This is a genomic window from Pseudomonas sp. CBS, assembly GCF_024734645.1.
Taxonomy (GTDB): Bacteria; Pseudomonadota; Gammaproteobacteria; order Pseudomonadales; family Pseudomonadaceae; genus Aquipseudomonas.
Genome location: NZ_CP102929.1, coordinates 792609 through 810324, shown reverse-complemented (window position 1 = coordinate 810324; position 17716 = coordinate 792609). Strand labels below are relative to the sequence as shown.

The 17716-nt window shown below is 60.1% G+C and carries 14 protein-coding genes; 4 read left to right on the top strand and 10 right to left on the bottom strand.

Annotated features, from left to right (window positions below; genetic code table 11):
* Window positions 1–11: 11 nt before the first annotated feature.
* Window positions 12–1418, bottom strand: coding sequence for an FAD-binding oxidoreductase (locus tag NVB75_RS03525; protein WP_258346016.1), 1407 nt, complete (start codon window positions 1416–1418; stop codon window positions 12–14).
* Between the two features lie 49 nt (window positions 1419–1467).
* A complete protein-coding gene (locus NVB75_RS03520) occupies window positions 1468–2283 on the bottom strand; it encodes an AraC family transcriptional regulator (protein ID WP_258346015.1) in 816 nt (271 codons plus the stop codon).
* Between the two features lie 259 nt (window positions 2284–2542).
* Between NVB75_RS03520 and NVB75_RS03515 the strand changes: the two genes are divergently transcribed.
* Complete coding sequence (locus NVB75_RS03515; RefSeq protein ID WP_076013522.1) at window positions 2543–2815, top strand: DUF1652 domain-containing protein; 273 nt, start codon at window positions 2543–2545, stop codon at window positions 2813–2815.
* A 130-nt stretch (window positions 2816–2945) separates the two neighbouring features.
* Here NVB75_RS03515 and NVB75_RS03510 read toward each other — a convergent pair whose 3' ends face one another.
* Complete coding sequence (locus NVB75_RS03510; RefSeq protein WP_258346013.1) at window positions 2946–5414, bottom strand: UvrD-helicase domain-containing protein; 2469 nt, start codon at window positions 5412–5414, stop codon at window positions 2946–2948.
* A 218-nt stretch (window positions 5415–5632) separates the two neighbouring features.
* Between NVB75_RS03510 and NVB75_RS03505 the strand changes: the two genes are divergently transcribed.
* The gene (locus NVB75_RS03505; RefSeq protein ID WP_258346011.1) at window positions 5633–6328 is read left to right on the top strand and encodes a pirin family protein; all 696 of its coding nucleotides are present in this window, start codon (window positions 5633–5635) and stop codon (window positions 6326–6328) included.
* Window positions 6329–6453: 125 nt separating this feature from the next.
* On the opposite strand, the gene pgm is transcribed toward NVB75_RS03505, so the two are convergent.
* The 4 genes from pgm to NVB75_RS03485 form a co-directional block, all read right to left on the bottom strand.
* Window positions 6454–8100, bottom strand: a complete 1647-nt coding sequence (gene pgm, locus NVB75_RS03500) for a phosphoglucomutase (alpha-D-glucose-1,6-bisphosphate-dependent) (protein WP_258346009.1) — start codon at window positions 8098–8100, stop codon at window positions 6454–6456.
* A 99-nt stretch (window positions 8101–8199) separates the two neighbouring features.
* Window positions 8200–9612: a PLP-dependent aminotransferase family protein gene (locus tag NVB75_RS03495; protein WP_258346007.1), complete on the bottom strand. Its 1413-nt coding sequence runs from the start codon at window positions 9610–9612 to the stop codon at window positions 8200–8202.
* 24 nt (window positions 9613–9636) lie between these two features.
* Complete coding sequence (locus NVB75_RS03490) at window positions 9637–11046, bottom strand: hypothetical protein (RefSeq protein ID WP_258346005.1); 1410 nt, start codon at window positions 11044–11046, stop codon at window positions 9637–9639.
* Window positions 11047–11696: 650 nt separating this feature from the next.
* Window positions 11697–12719, bottom strand: coding sequence for a zinc-dependent alcohol dehydrogenase family protein (locus NVB75_RS03485; protein WP_258346003.1), 1023 nt, complete (start codon window positions 12717–12719; stop codon window positions 11697–11699).
* Window positions 12720–12967: 248 nt separating this feature from the next.
* Between NVB75_RS03485 and NVB75_RS03480 the strand changes: the two genes are divergently transcribed.
* Both NVB75_RS03480 and NVB75_RS03475 read left to right on the top strand, forming a co-directional pair.
* Window positions 12968–13882 carry a LysR family transcriptional regulator gene (locus NVB75_RS03480; protein ID WP_003217142.1) on the top strand — a complete coding sequence of 305 codons (915 nt, stop codon included), beginning with the start codon at window positions 12968–12970 and terminating at the stop codon, window positions 13880–13882.
* 154 nt (window positions 13883–14036) lie between these two features.
* Entirely contained in the window at window positions 14037–15305 is a 1269-nt protein-coding gene (locus tag NVB75_RS03475; protein WP_258346000.1) for a site-specific integrase, read from the top strand.
* Between the two features lie 264 nt (window positions 15306–15569).
* Here NVB75_RS03475 and NVB75_RS03470 read toward each other — a convergent pair whose 3' ends face one another.
* Genes NVB75_RS03470 through NVB75_RS03460 form a run of 3 tightly spaced genes read right to left on the bottom strand, consistent with a single transcriptional unit; the run spans window position 15570 to window position 17712 of the window.
* Window positions 15570–15743: a peptide-methionine (S)-S-oxide reductase gene (locus NVB75_RS03470; protein WP_258345998.1), complete on the bottom strand. Its 174-nt coding sequence runs from the start codon at window positions 15741–15743 to the stop codon at window positions 15570–15572.
* Window positions 15740–16666, bottom strand: a complete 927-nt coding sequence (locus NVB75_RS03465; RefSeq protein ID WP_258345996.1) for a homocysteine S-methyltransferase family protein — start codon at window positions 16664–16666, stop codon at window positions 15740–15742. The genes NVB75_RS03470 and NVB75_RS03465 overlap by 4 nt, the downstream gene beginning before the upstream one ends.
* Window positions 16663–17712, bottom strand: coding sequence for a glycine betaine ABC transporter substrate-binding protein (locus tag NVB75_RS03460; protein WP_258345995.1), 1050 nt, complete (start codon window positions 17710–17712; stop codon window positions 16663–16665). The genes NVB75_RS03465 and NVB75_RS03460 overlap by 4 nt, the downstream gene beginning before the upstream one ends.
* Window positions 17713–17716: the final 4 nt, after the last annotated feature.

Here is a 17716-nt window from a genome sequence, read left to right as displayed (position 1 = left end):
ATTAAAACGACTTAGTGCATGAAACCTTCCATGAACCCGGCAACCCCGCTGGCCAGCTTGCGGCGCCAGGGCGCGGTGTTGGGGTTGGCCAACACCTGGTCCTCATGGACAAAACTGCGAATGATCGCGTTGTAGCCCAGCCAGCGGCAGGGTTCGGGTTCCCAGGCCTTGAGCCCGTCCAGCCGGCCCGGCTGGATCACCCATGGCTGCGTGACCAGCGGCGTGTCGAGCCCCAGGATCAAGTCGGCCAAGGTACGGCCGCCCAGGTTGCTGGCCCCTACGCCCTCGCCGCCATAACCACCGGCCAGGGCGATGCCCGCCGCGTGATCGCACAGCATGTGCGGCTTGAAGCGCCGGGACATGCCGAGGTTGCCGCCCCAGGCGTGGGTGATGCGGACTTTCTTGAGCTGCGGGAACAGTTCACCGAACAGGTAGCGGCGCAGTTCGACTTCGCTGTCGGTGAGGTCGAAGTTGTGCCGCAGCTTGCCGGCAAACTGATAACCACCACGGGCGCCGAACACCAGTCGGTTGTCCGCCGAGCGCTGGCCGTAGGTGACCTGACGGCTGCTTTCGCCGAAGGCCTGGCCACGGTTCAGGCCGATTTCGTCCCAGGTGCTGGCGGGTAACGGTTCGGTGGCGACAATCAGGCTTTGTACCGGCAACTGATAGCGGCCCAAAGGCGCCAATGTGGTGGCATACCCTTCCACCGCCGGCACCACCCATGACGCGCGCACTGAGGCGTTAGCGGTGCGCAGGCTGCCGGACTGCCAATGGGTGACGGGGCTGTTTTCGTAGATCGTGACGCCCATTTGCTCCACCACCCGCGCCAGGCCGCGCACCAGCTTGGCCGGGTGAATCGTGGCAACGTGGGGGGCATAGATGCCGCCATAGGGTTTGGCGATGCGGATTTGCTCGGCCAGTTGCTGCGGGCCGAGCCAACGGTAATCGTCGCCGGTCAGGCCCTGAGCGTGGAGCTTGGCCAGGTAGGCCCGCAGGGTGGCTTCCTGTTCGGGATAGCGCGCGGCGCAATACAGCACGCCGCCCTTGCGGTAGTCGCAGTCGATGCCTTCGTGCTGAATCACTTGCGCAACTTCATCGGGAATGGCGTGCAGCAGGTCGAACGAGGCCCGGCGCTGTTCGGGATGCAAGCCGGCCAGCAGGCGGTCTTCCCCCAGCAGGTTACCCATCAGCCAACCGCCGTTACGGCCCGAGGCACCGAACCCGGCGGTTTGTGCCTCGATGATCGCGATTTTCAACTCGGGCGCCTGGCGCTTCAGGTAATACGCGGTCCAGAGCCCGGTGTAACCGGCGCCGATAATGGCCACGTTGACGTCCAGGTCGTGCTCCAGGGACGCACGCGCCACCAGCGGCTCGTCCAGCTGGTCCATCCATAAACTGATATTGCGCCATGCAGGCATGCCAAGCTCCACCACCACACTTCGATGGCAGTGATCCTAGAGCCTGGCCTCAGGGGCTGTCTTGCGCGCGTGCACGCAGAGAAATTTGTTTGACGTAGGCCTTGGGTGACTGGCCGGTGTGCTGGCGGAAGCAGCTGTAGAAGGCCGATGTCGAATTGAAGCCCGCGGCAAACGCCAGTTCGTCGATGCGGATCGGCGGCGTGGCCTTGTCCAGTGCGGCCAGCAAATGCTGGAGGCGCGCCTGGTTGACGTAGCGGTAAAAGCTTTGGCCCAGCACCTGGTTCAGCAGGTAGGAGATCTGGTTGCGGCTGTACCCGCACTCCTTCGCCACCCGTTGCAGGTCCAGCTCGGGGTCCAGATAGGGTTGCTGGCGCTCGAAGTACTGCTGCAGGTCCTTGGCCATGTAACTCAGTTGCTGTGGCGACAGGCCCAGGCGGCTGACGGTGGGGCGCGTGGTCTCGCTGCGGCTGGCAGATTCTTCGTGCACCAGCGAGGCGTATTCGTTGACCCGCCAGATCAGGCCGTCACGTACAGTGATGGCTTCACTGGTGCGAAATGACACCAGGCCCTGGCCGCCGCGCAGGGTGATGCGGTACTGGATGAAGGCGGTGTCGCCGTCGGCGCGGATGCGGTCGGTGTGCTCGATCGCTTCATCCGCTCCACGGGGCATGCTGGCTTGCAGGTACTCGCGCAGATCGTCTGCGCCCACTACCCGGTTCTGGAAGAAATCGTGGTACTGGATGTCCGGGTGGTAGTACGACATCACGCCGTCCAGGTCCCGATGTTTCCAGCACAGATGGTGACGCAGCACTAACTCACCAGTGGCTTGGGTCTGCTGGGAATCATCCGGGATGAAGTCGGGCATGGAGCGCTCTAAGGCTGGGACAGCCTGCGAGCTTGCCCAACTTTCCAGGCGGGTTCAATGGCCATTTGACAGTTATGACTAATGGCCTTTCGCCCATTCCCATGTAGTACATGACCCACATCAAACTTCCTGAAAACAACCGCCGAACGGGCGAAAAAACTCCCCTGTTGGATGCGAACGAATGCTATTTTTAAAGCTCACGACGGCCAGGACCAGTGACGGTCATGGCGCCCCTGCAGCGAGCTAAAGGAAGTGCTCAATGAACAAGGTGGGCAAGATGAACAAAGTGACATTCCCCAACGCCTGCCAGTTGATGCGCTGGCATTTTCATCCACTGGGCTTTGAGGCGAGCATGGATGCTCCCGGCAGCATGATCGCCCGCCTGTTCGACCGCGCCAGCGGAGAAACCCTGATTGCGATTGCAGGCATTCCTTGTGCCACGGTGATGAATGCCGCAGATGTGGAGCGGATCATCGAGGCCGTAGAGGATGAGCTGGAGTCGTTTGTGCCGCCGCTGTCGCTGCGGGCTTGATCTGGCGACACAGGTATCCTGTGGCGAGGGAGCTTGCTCCCGCTGGGCTGCGTAGCAGCCCCAAAATCCTAGGAGCGCTGCGCACTCCAGCGGGAGCAAGCTCCCTCGCCACAGGATTCAACGTCACCCCTCATGATTTGCTGATGCGCTGATCATCAAAAAACGGCTTGTCCCCGGCAACCCGGTCCGAAGCCTTCGGCACATTCACCCCTTGGCCATCCTGCGCCTCGACATACCAGTAGCAATGGCTCACTGCCCGGGTGATCCCCACATACGCCAGGCGCAGCACTTCGTCTTTCTGCGCGCTGTCGTAAGCTTCGGTATCGCCATCCTTGCCCAGGCCCGCCATGCGGTAGACCTGGTTCTTGTAAGGCGAACTGGTCAAGTGCTGGCAGTCGCCCAGCAGGAATACCGCATCCGCTTGCAGGCCCTTGGCGCTGTGATAGGTCAGTTGCTTCAGACGGCGATCGCCATACGGCAAGCTAGAATCCAGATTAACTACGGTCTGAATATGGTTTTGAATCAATGACTTATCGCTGCTTTTTCGATACAGCATTAATATCGAATCACCTTTTTGATAGTGTGCCAGCAATTGCTGGCCCAGCGCCGCATCGTCACGATCACGCACGCTGACGGGCACCAATGGCTTCGGGGTTCCACTGGCCTTGGCTTTCTTGCCGCTGATGGCCGGGGCAGCCCGCACGATGTGTTCGGCAGCGTCGATCACGTGCTGATGGCTGCGGTAGTTCTCGCCCAGCATCACCCGTGTGGTGGTGGGCGACGGGAATTCCTTATTGAATTCCATGAAGTACTTGGGCGAACTGCCGCGCCAGCCATAGATCGACTGCCAGTCATCCCCTACGCACAACAGCGAAGAGCGCTGGGCGCCACGACCTACGTGCATGGCCGGGCCTCGGCTGCGAATTTCCCGCAGGCTGGCGCGGATCCACGAGACGATCTGCGGCGACACGTCCTGGAACTCGTCGATCATCAGGTGCGACATCGGCCGCAGCAGGCCGTCGCTGAGGAGCTTGAGGTTTTCCGGGGTGTTTTCGCCAAACAGCGAGAACATCCGGTTGTAGGTCATGACCGGTGGCGATTGATCCAGCAAGTGGTCTTCCAGAGCTTTCCAGAAAATGCTCAGGGCCTCGAAGTAAAAACGGTCCGGGTCGTCCTTGGCGAAGCTCATCTTGCCCACGGCGGTGGGCACGTCCAGCCCGAGGTTCTCGATAAACCCGGCCGCGGCGACAAAGCTGTCCAGCAGCGGCGCCGAAGCCAGCTCGCCCTTGACCTTGTAATCGAAGCCCGGGCCCGCTGTTGCATCGCCGGCCAGGCTGCTCAGAAGACGCTTGGATGACTCATAGTTATCCAACCATATCAGCGGCTTACGGCAGAAAGCTTGAAACAGGGTGCGCTTTACCGCCCACTCAGCTCGCACGGACAGCTTGGAGCCAGGACGACTGACCTGGGCATTTTCCCGAGGGTCAAAGCCCAGCATTACCCAGGCATCCAACTCGGTAATGTAGCCATGGCAGTGAAACTGCGCACCATTGATATCGAAGGTCTGGCGGTTGGGTTCAATGCCCTTGATCGGCCACGCGCCGGCGCGAAACCACAGGTCTTCGATCACATCACAGAGTTCTTCATCGCGCTTGGCCGCCAGTTCGGTCACCGCCACGCGTTTCTGCACATCCGGATGATCCCGTTCCAGCTCCTTGAGTTGCAGGGCATGGCGCGCCAACGGGGCGATCAGCTCGCGGAAGCGCGCATGACGGCCATGCAACTGGTGGTAGCAGGCATTCAGTTGCTGGCGCTGGGCGTCGTTGATGCGCAATTCAAAGGGATTACTGTCAGCCTCATCAAAGCCCGCTTCGGTGCGCGCGTTGAGGTTCTCAAATGCCTGCAGCCGTTCAAGGCCCGGCAGGCTGCGCACCATCGGCAGAATGCGCGAGTGAAAGGTGCGCACCACGGCTTGCGCCTCTTTCATACCAAGGGGTTGGCCCCACAAGGCGAGAATTTCCATGAGCTTGTTGATGAAGTCCTTTCGCGACTCACGGGTGAAGGTCACCACCGTCATTGAGCTCAGCTCAAAGCCCAGGTAATGGGTCAGCAGCAGGATACGCAGCACCAGCGAGGTCGATTTACCCGCGCCGGCGCCGGCAATCACCGAGGTGGACGGCGTGTCGCTGAAGATCATCTTCCACTGGGCCGCGCTCGGCTGGGCATGGGCGGGCAGCAGGCGCGCCACATCGGCCTTGATGCGTTTTTTCAGCTCGGCGGTCAGCGGCAGGCGCCAGTCGTCGAACAGACTGTCGTCCACACCAGGTGCGGTGTGTTCATCCGGCCGGAAGTCACGAATCAGCAGGACTTGGCGGCCTTCTTCGATGCCATCCGCCTTGCCTTCCTTATAGCCATACTCCACGCCGGCCGTGTGGCCGCTGCGAAAGCCGTCGGCCTGGCCATGCAACCAGGAAAAACGGTGCTGGGCGCGCAGGCGCGTCAGGCCGTGACCGAACAATCGGGCGGCGAGCCGTTTCAACAGGGGCATTTCGGCCAGTGGCCGCAGTTCGGGAGGCAGATCGGGGGTGTGTTGCGGCACGCGGACTCCTGCAATGCGTTAACTCGGACAAGAGCCCTATGGTCGCCGCAAATGCCCCACAGTTCCAGCCAATTGCTTTGCACTCATGCAGTTAGGCGATGAAGTGAAGATAGGTCCTTAGGATCGGCATCGAAGCATTCGATAGGAATCCGGCATTTTTTACGCTTTTTATCGATCTGGCGCTGGCGGATCATGGCTCCCATCCACAGGAGACGATCATGCTTGAACTTCGACCTTTCAATACCCTGGGCGGCGCCAATCACGGTTGGCTGGACGCTCACCACCACTTTTCCTTCGCCGAGTACCACGACCCCAAGCGCATGCACTGGGGCAACCTGCGGGTATGGAACGACGATCTCATTGCACCGGGCACCGGCTTCCCGCAACACGCGCACCGGGACATGGAAATCATCACCTATGTGCGTGAAGGCGCCATCAGCCATGCCGACAACCTGGGCAACAAGGGCCGCACCGAGGCTGGGGATGTCCAGGTGATGAGCGCCGGCACCGGGATTGCCCACAGCGAATACAACCTGGAAGCCACGCCGACCAAGATTTTCCAGATCTGGATTATTCCCAACGAGGCCGGTTTGCCGCCGTCGTGGGGCGCCAAGCCGTTTCCGAAGGGTGACCGCGAAGGTTTTGTGACCTTGGCCAGTGGCAAGGCTGGAGACAGCGAAAGCCTGCGCATTCGTGCGGATGCACGGCTGGTAGCGGCCAATTTGAAAGCGGGTGAAAGTGCCGAGTATCGGCTGGACAGCGGGCGCCGGGCGTACCTGGTGCCGGCCACCGGCGTGATTGAAGTCAACGGCTTGCGTGCACGCGCTCGAGACGGTGTGGCGGTTGAGGATGAGCAGGTATTGCGGGTGACGGCGGTTGAAGACAGCGAGATCGTGTTGGTCGACCTCGCCTGACGCTAAACACCCCTGTAGGAGCGAGCTTGCTCGCGAAAAACTAAAGAGCGCCGCGTGTTTTCAGAAAGCCCGCGTCATCGTTAAAGTCCTTCGCGAGCAAGCTCGCTCCTACAGTAGTTACGGCTCTAGCCAGCCGAGATCGCCCCGTCCACCAACACCTGCGCCTCTTCCACCAGCTGCTTGAGGTGATCCTCGCCAATAAAGCTCTCGGCGTAGATCTTGTAGATGTCCTCAGTCCCCGATGGCCGTGCGGCAAACCAGCCGTTTTCGGTCATGACTTTCAGCCCGCCAATCGCCTGGTCGTTACCCGGCGCATGACTGAGGATCTGCTGGATGCTTTCCCCTGCCAACTGCGTGGACGTCACCTGGTCCGGCGACAGCTTGCCCAGCAGGGCCTTCTGCGCCGGGGTGGCCTTGGCGTCCACACGAATGGCGAACGGTTCGCCCAACGCATCAGTCAGCCCACGATAGATCTGGCTTGGGTCCTGGCCTTTGCGCGCCGTCATTTCGGCTGCCAACAGCGCCGGGATCAAACCGTCCTTGTCGGTGCTCCAGACGCTGCCGTCCTTGCGCAGGAACGACGCACCGGCGCTTTCTTCGCCGCCAAAACCCAACGAACCCTCGAACAGCCCGTCCGCAAACCACTTGAAGCCCACCGGCACTTCGTACAGGCGACGGCCGATGCGCTTGGCCACCCGGTCGATCAGGCCGCTGCTGACCACGGTCTTGCCCACGGCAGCATCAGCACGCCACTCAGGGCGGTTCTGGAACAGGTAATCGATGGACACGGCGAGGTAGTTGTTAGGCGCCAGCAGGCCACCGGATGGCGTCACGATGCCATGGCGGTCGTGGTCCGGGTCGCAGGCGAAGGCCACGTCGAAGCGGTCCTTGAGGCCGATCAAGCCTTGCATGGCGTAGCTGGAGGACGGGTCCATGCGAATCTGGCCGTCCCAGTCGACGCTCATGAAGCGGAACGTGGCGTCGACTTCGGTGTTCACCACGTCCAGGTTCAGGCGGTGGTGCTCGGCAATGGCCGACCAGTAGCGCACCCCTGCTCCGCCCAGCGGATCAACGCCCAGGCGCAGGCCTGAACCGCGGATCGCATCAAAGTCGATGACGTTGACCAGGTCGGCCACATAGGTATTCAGGTAGTCGTGACGATGAGTGGTGTCGGCCTTCAGCGCCTGGGCGTGGGTAATGCGCTTGACCCCGGCCAGTTTGTTGGACAGCAGCTCGTTGGCCTTGGCTTCGATCCACTTGGTGATGTGGGTATCGGCCGGGCCGCCATTCGGCGGGTTGTATTTGTAGCCGCCGCTTTGTGGCGGGTTGTGGGACGGCGTGATCACGATGCCGTCGGCCAGGCCGCTGGTGCGGCCGCGGTTGTAGCAAATAATGGCGTGGGAAATCGCCGGTGTCGGCGTGTACTCGTCGCCCTCGGCCAGCATCACGTGCACGCCATTGGCCGCCAGCACTTCCAGGGCGCTGGCGCCAGCAGGCGTCGATAGTGCGTGGGTGTCCAGGCCGACAAACAGCGGGCCGTTGATGCCTTGGGCCTCACGGTAAAGGCAAATGGCCTGGCTGATGGCAAGCACGTGCCATTCATTGAAGCTCAGGTCGAACGAGCTGCCGCGGTGCCCGGAGGTACCAAAGGCGACGCGCTGGGTGGAGATCGCTGCATCAGGCTGGCCGGTGTAATAGGCCGTTACCAGTCGCGGGATGTCTACCAGCAGTTGAGCTGGTGCCGGCTTGCCCGCAAAAGGACTGAGAGTCATGCATAAACCTCTGAAAGAGAAGGATTCGGAAAAAAGTGCAGTTTACTGAGACTTGGACTGCTCCGCGACGTTATAAATCCTACAACATTCAGTGAAATTTCATTCGACGCCGGTCTGTGCCTGCCTCAACGCCTGGGCCAGCTCATCCAGGGCGTTTTCCAGGCTATGCGCCCCGTCGAAGGTATGGCTCAGCCGCAGGTGCTGGCGGTGCAGGCCGCTGATGCTGAACAGCTCTCCCGGCGCTATCACCACCTGCCGGGTGAGCAGGCGCTGGAACACCTGGCGCATGTCCACCACCGCCGTTGAGCGCAACCAGAAGGTGGCGCCAGCGGCAGGCATTCGGTAGCTCACTTGATCCCCCAGATGCTCTTCCAGGCGCTGGCTCATCAGCCGGGCCTGCTCGTTGAGTTGCGGTCGCAACTCCCGCAGATGCTGGTCGATCCGCCCGCTGAGATAGAGCCGCGCAATCGCCCGCTGGCGGATGGAGGACAGCCGGAATTCGCGCAGCAGGAACTGGCGTTGCAGCTCACTGCTCAAGTGGCGGGACAACAAATAGCCAAACGGCGCTTCGGGCCCAAGCATTTTTTCAAAGGTGGAAAACACCATCAGCCGCTCGGGGTTGGCCAGCTCACGCAAGGCGGTGTTCGGCTGCTCAAAGCCCAACTCGCCATGGCTGTCATTTTCTAACAACCAGCAGTCATGCCGGTTCAGCAACCGTACCAACTGCAGGCGGTCATGGGTGGACAGGACGATGCCGGACGGCAGGCTGACGCCGGAGGAGAGCAGCGCCAGTTGAACCGGCTCATTGCCGAGCATTTGCTCGAGCAGCTCCAGGTTCAGCCCGCCGTCGGCCGTGAACGGCAGTTCCAGGACCTTCACGCCCGCGCCCTGCAACAAGCGCAGGATCAACCAGTCACAGGGCGATTCCACGATGACCGCCGCGCCCTTGAGCCCCAGCACCTCAATCAGGATCTCCAGCACCCCGCGCAGATCGGCACCGATGTACACTTCATCCGCCTGCCAGCAGCGGGTCGGCGACGAGGTATAGCGCGCCGCGAGCGCCGCGCGCAGCTCCCAGACGCCGCACGGCTGCGACCATGGCTGCAGATGACGCGGGTAGTGACGTAACAATTCGCGCTCCAGCAGCAACAGTGCACCGTCCAACGACGCCCCAAGTGCCGGTTCATCGGCGCTGAGCACCCGCATTCCCGGGCGCCGAGCTCCGGCATAGAGGCGCTCCAACAGGTCTCCACCACTGCTGCCTGGCGGTTTATTCAACACCGGCCAGGCGTAGTAGCCCGACTTGGCCACCGAATACACCCGGCCTTCCTTCTCCAGCAGCGAGTAAGCGTATTGAATGGTCGAGATCGACACGTTCAGGCGCTCCGACAATTGCCGCAATGATGGCAACTTTACCCGGGCATCGGTGCCAACCTCGTTGATGAGGTTGATCATGTAGCGATACACCGCCTGGTAGGCGAAGTCGGTTTGCCTGTCGTCCCTGAGGTTCATAGCAGCTCACCCGCCGTCACCCCGTTAACGCCCGATTGCCATGGCAGGCGCGCCTTGCTGCGGGGCTGCGGCCGCGCACGGAACCGCAGTGGCCGGCCGTTTGCGATAGAGGTGCTGCAGCAGGTTGATCGGCAGCCCGCTGATGTCGATAACCCATTGCACCAGCATCTCGGCCACCGGTTTGCCTTGCAGCGCCTTGTGCAGCTCGGGTAGTGCCACCAGCATGCCGGGGTGGCACTGGCGCAAAAAGCTCTCGAGGCGCTCGCCGTGACGAATAAACGGCGAGAACATCAAACAGCTCAGCTGGCTATCATCCAGCCCGAACAGCGCCTGGGCAAAGCTGGCCGACAAGTCGCGGCCATCCGGGGTGGCGGCCTGGGCAATCAAATGCTCGGGAATCTGCTTGCGGCGCATGAACGGCGTGGCCTGCTGCACAAAGCCCGAGGCGCCCTCCTCGTAATTCAGTTCCCTCAGGCACTCGGCCTGCAAGCCCCGTAAATGCGCCATCAGCATCGGGTTTGCGTAGGTCGCGTGGCTGAAATGAAAGCCAAACTCGTCGGGTTTATAGTCCAGGAACTGCCGCAACAACGGGCCGGATGGGTACTCAACCGCTTCCATCAGGTCCGCAATGCAGATATAGGCCATGTGACGGTGGTTATCCTTTTCGGACGTATCGACAGCATCGTAGTGCTCGCCGTAGACGTCGCAGTAATAAGCGTGGCTCCACTCGTCCATGCGCGCAAACAGCCCGCTGAGCATCAGGGGCTGGCGGGCCGGGATCTCTACGCCGGCCGCCAGCGCGGCCTTTTTCAACCACGCCAGGTATTCGCGTTGCTTGCGCGCGGAATCACCACTGACCAATGCATGCACGCCACCATTCCACGTGGTCACGCGCTGGTAAAAGTCGCCAAGGGCCAGATAGGCGTCGTTGCACAGGGTCTGGCGCAGGTCGCCCGAGGTCAGGTGCCCCACCATCAGCATGTTGCGCCGGCTGGTGTCGCGCGCGGTGCCGGAGACCGGCCGCAGGTGGTTGAACGGCAACACTTCGTGGTTTTCCACCATCAGCAGTTCGACACGCGAATCGTCATGCATAAACAGCGCGCTGTAGCCGCGATGCAACGTGTCCAGCGCCGATTGCGTCATGCCGGCATGGCGCAAGGTGGCGACGCGCAATTGAAAGGTCCGCGGCGCCCGGCCCGCGAGTGTCAGTTGTGCCGCCCGCAGCAAGGTCAAGGCGTAGCTGGTGCCGGCACCTGTACCGTGAGCCAGCAGCACCTTGTAATCACCGATCCGCTCCATGCCACCTGCCGCCACCACGATGCGTTGAATTAATAATTGAAGCGAGGTGCGCTCTGTTCGTGAGAAATGCCCTACCAAGCGTTGCAATACTTGTTGATAGACATAGTTCATGGCTTGTTCGTGAATAGCGCTCATAGTTCTACTACCTGAGTTGAAATATCAGTTTCGGGCAACCGTTAACGGGACTTGCCTGACCTGTTGTTTCTGTAGGGGCGTTGCAACCTGTGACTTCAATGAAGATTAGCACCGGGCCATACCTGCAAACGTGCACTTCAGGGCTTCCAGCCCAGTACAAGCGGCACGCTTCGGGGTTCCGAGCTAAGACGGGCGATCCTAGGAATATTCTGACAACTTCCTACTCTGTCCTAACTTACAAATTAAAGAATCTTCCGACATGACCAACTTTAATATAAGTTTTTCGCCTGGTCGGGCATATAGCGCATTATTGGATTTAACGGACGCACGGAGTAATTTCAGATATTCAATCATTGCTCAATCCTTGAGATGAAAGTGACCGGGCAATTATCAGCACTTGCGACGTGATTAACAGATACAGAACGGCGGATAAAACCAGTTCAGATGGGAGCAACCGTGAGGTGTCGAATGTCCAGACACGACAACGCCGCACTGGGATTCAGGGCGGCGTCAGGGGGCAGACGGGTCATTTATCGGGTCGAAACGTTGAAGTCCCGATTCAAGCGGTAAGCAGCTTAAGCCCTGCTAAATGGCGCATTTGCCCCATGCGCCCGGGGGCAGGAATACTCGCTTGAGAATATTCCCACAAATCAAACAGCTTCTACCTGCAAGGCTACACGTTCACGGCACGGGCATTCGTCCATATAACGGTGCGCTTCAACGAACTGGCTGAACGGAAACACCGTGGTCTTCAGCGGTACCAGCACCTTGTCGGCGGTCAGTTGGTTGATGTCACGCAGGGCTCGCTGCAAGGCCACCTGGTCCTGGATGATGCCCAGTTCCGGTTTGCCGGTGAAGTTGCCGATGCAGTGCACAAAGAACTGAATATTCTTCTGGAACGCCGCGCAGGCCGGGAATGGCGTCTGGTTGCCACCTTGCAGGCCGTACAGCACCAGGCTGCCACGGGGCGCCAGCACATCGCCCAGCAGCGACATCTGCGGGCCACCCAAGCCATCGAACACCACGTCAACGCCGCGGTTGTCGGTGAACTTGTTGATTTGCATCAGCAGGTCCTGCTCTTCGGTGACGATGACCTTTTCTGCCCCGAGGGACAGCAGGTATTCGCGCTCATCACTGGTCTTGGTTGCGGCAATCACCCGCACACCCAGGGCTTTGCCCAGCTGCACAAACGATGGGCCGGCACAGTGGCTGGCGTCCGTCACCAGGGCGAACTGCCCGGGTTTGACCCGCGCCAGGTCCATGTACGCAAAGTAGGCAATCAGCAGCGGCGTGTAGTGCACGCTGGCTTCAATCGGGCTCAAGACGTCCGGGTAACGGGTCAAGGCCGAACGGGGCAGGACGATTTGTTCGCCATACACCGGGTAATCATTCGGGCTCTCGGCCGGGAAGCTGGCGACCTTGTCACCCACCGCCAGGTCGTCGACGCCCTCGCCTACGGCCACCACCACACCGGCCATTTCATGGCCCAGGCCTGATGGCAGACGGGCATGGGACGACGCCAGGTTCTGGCGCCACAGAATGTCGTACCAGCTGATGCCAATCGCTTCGACGCGCACCTGCACTTCGCCCGATGCGGGCTTAGCGGCTACATGCTCTTCGCATTTGAGCACCTCGGCCGGACCAAACTTGTGAAAACGGATCGTGCGGGACATCGCAAACCTCGTCAAAGTAACCTCTATTGCCATGAACTCTATCTGGGCTTTCGGAGCAAGGCCACCGGTCGCCATTAATAGTCGACATGTCTGTCATTGATTCCGCACACACGGAAAACGCACCAAGCCATGTAGGAAAACTGAATTAGCCGGTGCAGAGTACCAGCCTTTCCCCGTAAGATTCATGCCGGTCATTGTTCTTATATGACCGCTCCCGTCAAGTTTACTGACGCCGCCTGGGACACAAGATGAACCGTAACGACCTGCGTCGTGTCGACCTCAACCTGTTGATCGTATTCGAAACCTTGATGCATGAGCGCAGTGTGACCCGCGCTGCCGAGAAATTGTTCCTTGGCCAACCGGCCATCAGCGCGGCGTTATCGCGCCTGCGCGGCCTGTTCGACGACCCGTTGTTCGTGCGCACCGGGCGCAGCATGGAGCCTTCGGCCCGTGCGGTAGAAATCTTCGCCCTGCTCTCCCCGGCCCTGGACTCGATTTCCACCGCCGTCAGCCGCGCATCGGAGTTCGACCCGGCCACCAGCACCGCCGTATTCCGCATCGGCCTGTCGGACGACGTCGAATTCGCCCTGCTGCCACTGCTGCTCAAGCGCCTGCGGGCCGAAGCCCCCGGCATCGTGCTGGTGGTGCGCCGCGTCAACTACATCCTGATGCCCGGCCTGCTGGCCTCCGGGGAAATCTCGATCGGCGTGAGCTACACCACCGATTTGCCGGCCAACGCCAAGCGCAAGGTCCTGCGCCGCAGCAAGCCGATGCTGCTGCGGGCCGACAGCATGCCGGGCTCCATGAGCCTGGATGACTTCTGTGCGCGGCCCCATGCCCTGGTGTCGTTCGCCGGGGATTTGAGCGGGTTTCTGGATGAAGAGCTGGAGAAACTGGGCCGCAAGCGCCATGTGGTGCTGGCTGTGCCGCAGTTCAATGGATTGGGGACGTTGCTGGCGGGTACCGATATTGTCGCGACCGTGCCGGACTATGCCGCTGAAGCGTTGACTTCAGCGGGTGGCTTACGGGCTGAAGAGCCGCCGTTGCCAGTGCGGACGTTTGAGTTGCACATGGCGTGGCGTGGGTCACAGGATAATGACCCTGGGGAACGGTGGTTGCGGTCGCGGATTCAGATGTTTTTTGGGGACCCCGATAGCCTGTGATGGAAATCCACTGAAATCCATAAAAGTCCTTTATATCAACGAGTTATTGGTCATTTCAGTCCACTGCCGTCTGTCGAAATCCAGTGGATTCCACGACTCGTGGGGGCATAATTGGGGTCAAATTTCGGTTCCTTAAAAAAGGATGCCCCCACCGATGCCCCCAGATAATGCGGTTGTTTTCAGACGAAAACTCAGCGATGCCTTTATCCGATCGCTGACCGAAACCGGCAAACACGCCGATGGCGAAGTCCCTGGGCTCTACTTGGAAGTAAGGGCGTCGAGCAAGGTCGGCAAATCCCCTTCGAAGGTTTGGCGGTTGAAGTATCGCCTGCATGGCAAGGAAAACCGCTTCTCCATCGGCGCTTACCCCGACATTGGCCTCAAGGAGGCGCGCGACATTGCCCGCGGCGCACGCCGTGACGTGGCTAACCACATCGCTCCGCTCAAGGCCAAAATCGCCAAGATCGAGGCGCAATTGCTCAATGAAGAGCGCACCTTCGCGTACGTGGCCGAGCAATGGTTGGCATTCAAGTCTGCCGAATTGGTGACCAAATCCATCTCGGGCTTTACCGGAGCGCTGAACAACCACATCTTGCCTGCCATTGGCAAAAAACCGATCAGCGAGATCAGATTAGAGCACATCACTACGATCATCACTGAGTTGCGTCGCCGGCGCACCATGGCCATGGCCCGGCGCGTGCGTACCATCATCCGTGCCGTTCTGGGCTTTGCCGAAGGTCGCGGCTGGGTGGAGCGCAATGTGGCGCTCAGTAACATTGAGGAGTTGAAGATTCGCCACATCGTGACCAGTAACCCGGCGATCGAAAGGCCATCCGACTTGGGCAGGTTTCTCCTGCGTCTGGAGGACTGCAGCGACGGCAGCGTTGCCGCGGCAATGCGCCTACTGGTCATATTGCCGGTCCGCCCAGGCGAACTGGTGCAGATGCGCTGGGAAGATGTCGACTTGGTGGGCGCCGATTGGCGCTATGTGGTGAGCAAGACCAAGCATCTGGACAAGAGCAAACACATCGTGCCGTTGCCTGAGCAAGCCTTGGTTCTGTTACGCGAGCTACATAAAATTCGCGTGGTTGATGACGAAGGCAAAGGCTGGGTGTTCGTCTCGCCGGTCTATCCGGGACGCCCCATCAACCCGACCTCCATGCTCAAGTCCTTTCAGCGTATCTGGCCGGAGTACAACATCACTGCCCATGGCTTTCGCGCGACCTACAGAACCATTGCCCATGAGCACTTGGGTATCGATCCAATCGTGCTCGAACTTTCGTTATCTCACCGAATGCCAGGAGCTCTTGGCGCTGTGTATGCGCGCGCGCAACTGCTAGTGCAGCGTCGGGAGGCTGCTCAGCAATGGGCTGACTATTTAGATCAGTTGCGGCAAAACGCTGCGCAAATAACCACAGATTGACGATACAGCGAATACAAATCAGAAGATTGAAGCCGGAAACGAGACTCGCATCTAGCGTCCGACCCATTGGAATCTAAAGGTTGTATTTTCTGCCGAAGCAGAAAAAGACTTAATTCTGGACTTGTTTTTTAGTGTGTCTCAAGAGCAAAAAAAGGGTAATTCTAAGCAGTATTCTACCCATAGCCAATCGGACGACGGATCATCAAGCCTGTGGTGTAAGTCATTAGACCTTCGAAAGAGCCTCACCTTAACGCTGAAAAATGTCTACGGAGGCAAGGGCGATTCAACATCCGCGTCCTGGCGATCAAATGAGGTTAGATCGTGCAGTGTCCAGAAATGTTTGATCAGGCAGCGATAGGAAATCACCCGCGTGTCGAACACCCCCGGCAACGATCTGAATGTCAGTTCAGCCCACCCCAAAAACAACCGGCACCTCATGTCGCCTGCTCAACAATCGCTTCGTTTGGCAGCAGATGCGCATGCAACTGCGCAATATGTTCAGGCCCGATACCGCAGCATCCACCAACAATACTGGCACCCGCCGCTACCCAGGTTCTGGACCAGTGCAGGTAGGACTCAGGGCCCAGGTCGCGGCGAATCTCCAGCAGCGTGCTGTTGGCCTTTGCCCCTGTGCTGACAGGCGGAAACGCGTTTGCGTAAACCCCCAGCTCGATGCTTTGATCGAGGTGCAGAAGGACATCCCGCGCCACCGCCAGCGCCGCCGCCATGACTTCCGGCTGGCTGCAATTGAACAGCACCGCCCTCGCCCCCAATTCGACCGCTACATGTACCGCCTGGGCGACTGACTCCGAGGAACGCAATCGCGGTGGCTCGCCGGCTTCATCAAGCAGCGTGAACGACAGCCAAAGCGGCTTCGATTCTGCGCCAAGCGCCTCGACGACTGCCCGGACTTCAGCGATGGAACTCTGGGTTTCCGCCAGCCACACATCAACGTGCGCCTGCAATCCGGCGATGAGCTCGCGATGGATCACGACCGAACGTTGATGATCAAACAAGTCAGGTCGATAAGACCCGAGCGCCGGCGGCAACGATCCGGCCACCGTGATCGGTTCGGTGCTGCCGGCCGCCGCCTGACGGGCCAGGCGTCCGGCCCGTTCGGCCAGCGCACGGCCCTGCTCGGCAAAGCGCTCATCACCGATGTGAAACGGCACCACCGCGTAACTGTTAGTGGTGACGATTCGCGCACCGGCCTCAATAAATGCCTGATGAGCCTGCAGCACATAGTCAGGCGCCTCGATCAACGCGAGGGCCGACCATTCCGGCTGGCGAAACGGTGCCCCGATACGCTGCAATTCGCGGCCCATGCCACCATCGAGCAAACGCAAGGACGCCTGGCTCATTGGATCGCGCTCACTTTCGGCGCCGAGGCGGCGAGCCATTGATCAACCGTGGCGCTGTTCGCCTGTACCCACGCCTTGGCCGCGACGTCCGCTGGCTGTTTTTCCTTTTCGATCTTCAGGATCAGCTCATTGAGTTGCGCAGGATCGATCGCGACATTACGCAGGAACTCGGCAATTTTCGGTGCGCGTTTCTGCAAGGCAGCGGACGCCAGGATATGCACCTTGGCATCCGGGAAGGCGCAGGTGATCTGACTCTTGTTCAACCAGTCCGGGTCGACGGTCGGACTGATGAATTTCCAGCAACCATCAGCCTTGTACAGCGGGTCATCTTTTTTATTGTCCTGGGCGTAACCGTCGAATGCCGGCTCTTCCAGGCGACGCAGGTCAAAGGCCGAAAAGATCCAGTCCGGGGTGTAGGCATAGAACACCACGCCACGTTGCGCCTTGTAAGCCGAGGCGAGTTTGGCGTAGGTCACCGAGGCTTCGGTGGACACCGACTCGAATTTATCGGCAAACCCGTAATCCTTGGCCTTGATCTGGCCGATGTAAGTCGACTCCCAGCCCGCCGGCCCCACCAGCAACTCCGCCTTACCGCCACCCAGTGGTTCAAAGAGCTTGGCCACTTCAGGTTTTTTCAGGTCGTAGATGGATTTGACCCCGTACTTGTCCTGCAAATAACCGGGAATGTAAAACCCTTGTTCCCCCGCATACGGATGAGTGTTCGGCACCAATGACCGGGTGCCGCCCGTGACGTATTTAGCCCAGGCAGCCGACTGGTTAGGCAGCCAGATATCGGTCAGTACGTCGACCGAGCCGTCGCCTTTGGCGGCTGCGCTGAACAGCACCGCTACATCCCCGGCGAGATACGACACGTCGCCATCCAGTCGGCTTTTGATTACCTCACCAAGGATGTGTTGAATGGCGATAGCCCCCGTCCAGTTCTGCTCGCCAATGACAATTTTGTCCTTGGCGAAGACGGTGGCCGGGAGAATCAAGGAGGCCAGCAATGCGGCCGCACCGAAGGTACGCGACAGATGTGTCTTCACGATA

Coding starts and splice junctions, on each gene's coding strand:
- NVB75_RS03525 (WP_258346016.1), bottom strand. CDS start 1,418: ATGCCTGCATGGCGCAATATCAGTTTATGGATGGACCAGCTGGACGAG.
- NVB75_RS03520 (WP_258346015.1), bottom strand. CDS start 2,283: ATGCCCGACTTCATCCCGGATGATTCCCAGCAGACCCAAGCCACTGGT.
- NVB75_RS03515 (WP_076013522.1), top strand. CDS start 2,543: ATGAACAAGGTGGGCAAGATGAACAAAGTGACATTCCCCAACGCCTGC.
- NVB75_RS03505 (WP_258346011.1), top strand. CDS start 5,633: ATGCTTGAACTTCGACCTTTCAATACCCTGGGCGGCGCCAATCACGGT.
- pgm (WP_258346009.1), bottom strand. CDS start 8,100: ATGACTCTCAGTCCTTTTGCGGGCAAGCCGGCACCAGCTCAACTGCTG.
- NVB75_RS03495 (WP_258346007.1), bottom strand. CDS start 9,612: ATGAACCTCAGGGACGACAGGCAAACCGACTTCGCCTACCAGGCGGTG.
- NVB75_RS03490 (WP_258346005.1), bottom strand. CDS start 11,046: ATGAGCGCTATTCACGAACAAGCCATGAACTATGTCTATCAACAAGTA.
- NVB75_RS03485 (WP_258346003.1), bottom strand. CDS start 12,719: ATGTCCCGCACGATCCGTTTTCACAAGTTTGGTCCGGCCGAGGTGCTC.
- NVB75_RS03480 (WP_003217142.1), top strand. CDS start 12,968: ATGAACCGTAACGACCTGCGTCGTGTCGACCTCAACCTGTTGATCGTA.
- NVB75_RS03475 (WP_258346000.1), top strand. CDS start 14,037: ATGCCCCCAGATAATGCGGTTGTTTTCAGACGAAAACTCAGCGATGCC.
- NVB75_RS03470 (WP_258345998.1), bottom strand. CDS start 15,743: ATGAGGTGCCGGTTGTTTTTGGGGTGGGCTGAACTGACATTCAGATCG.
- NVB75_RS03465 (WP_258345996.1), bottom strand. CDS start 16,666: ATGAGCCAGGCGTCCTTGCGTTTGCTCGATGGTGGCATGGGCCGCGAA.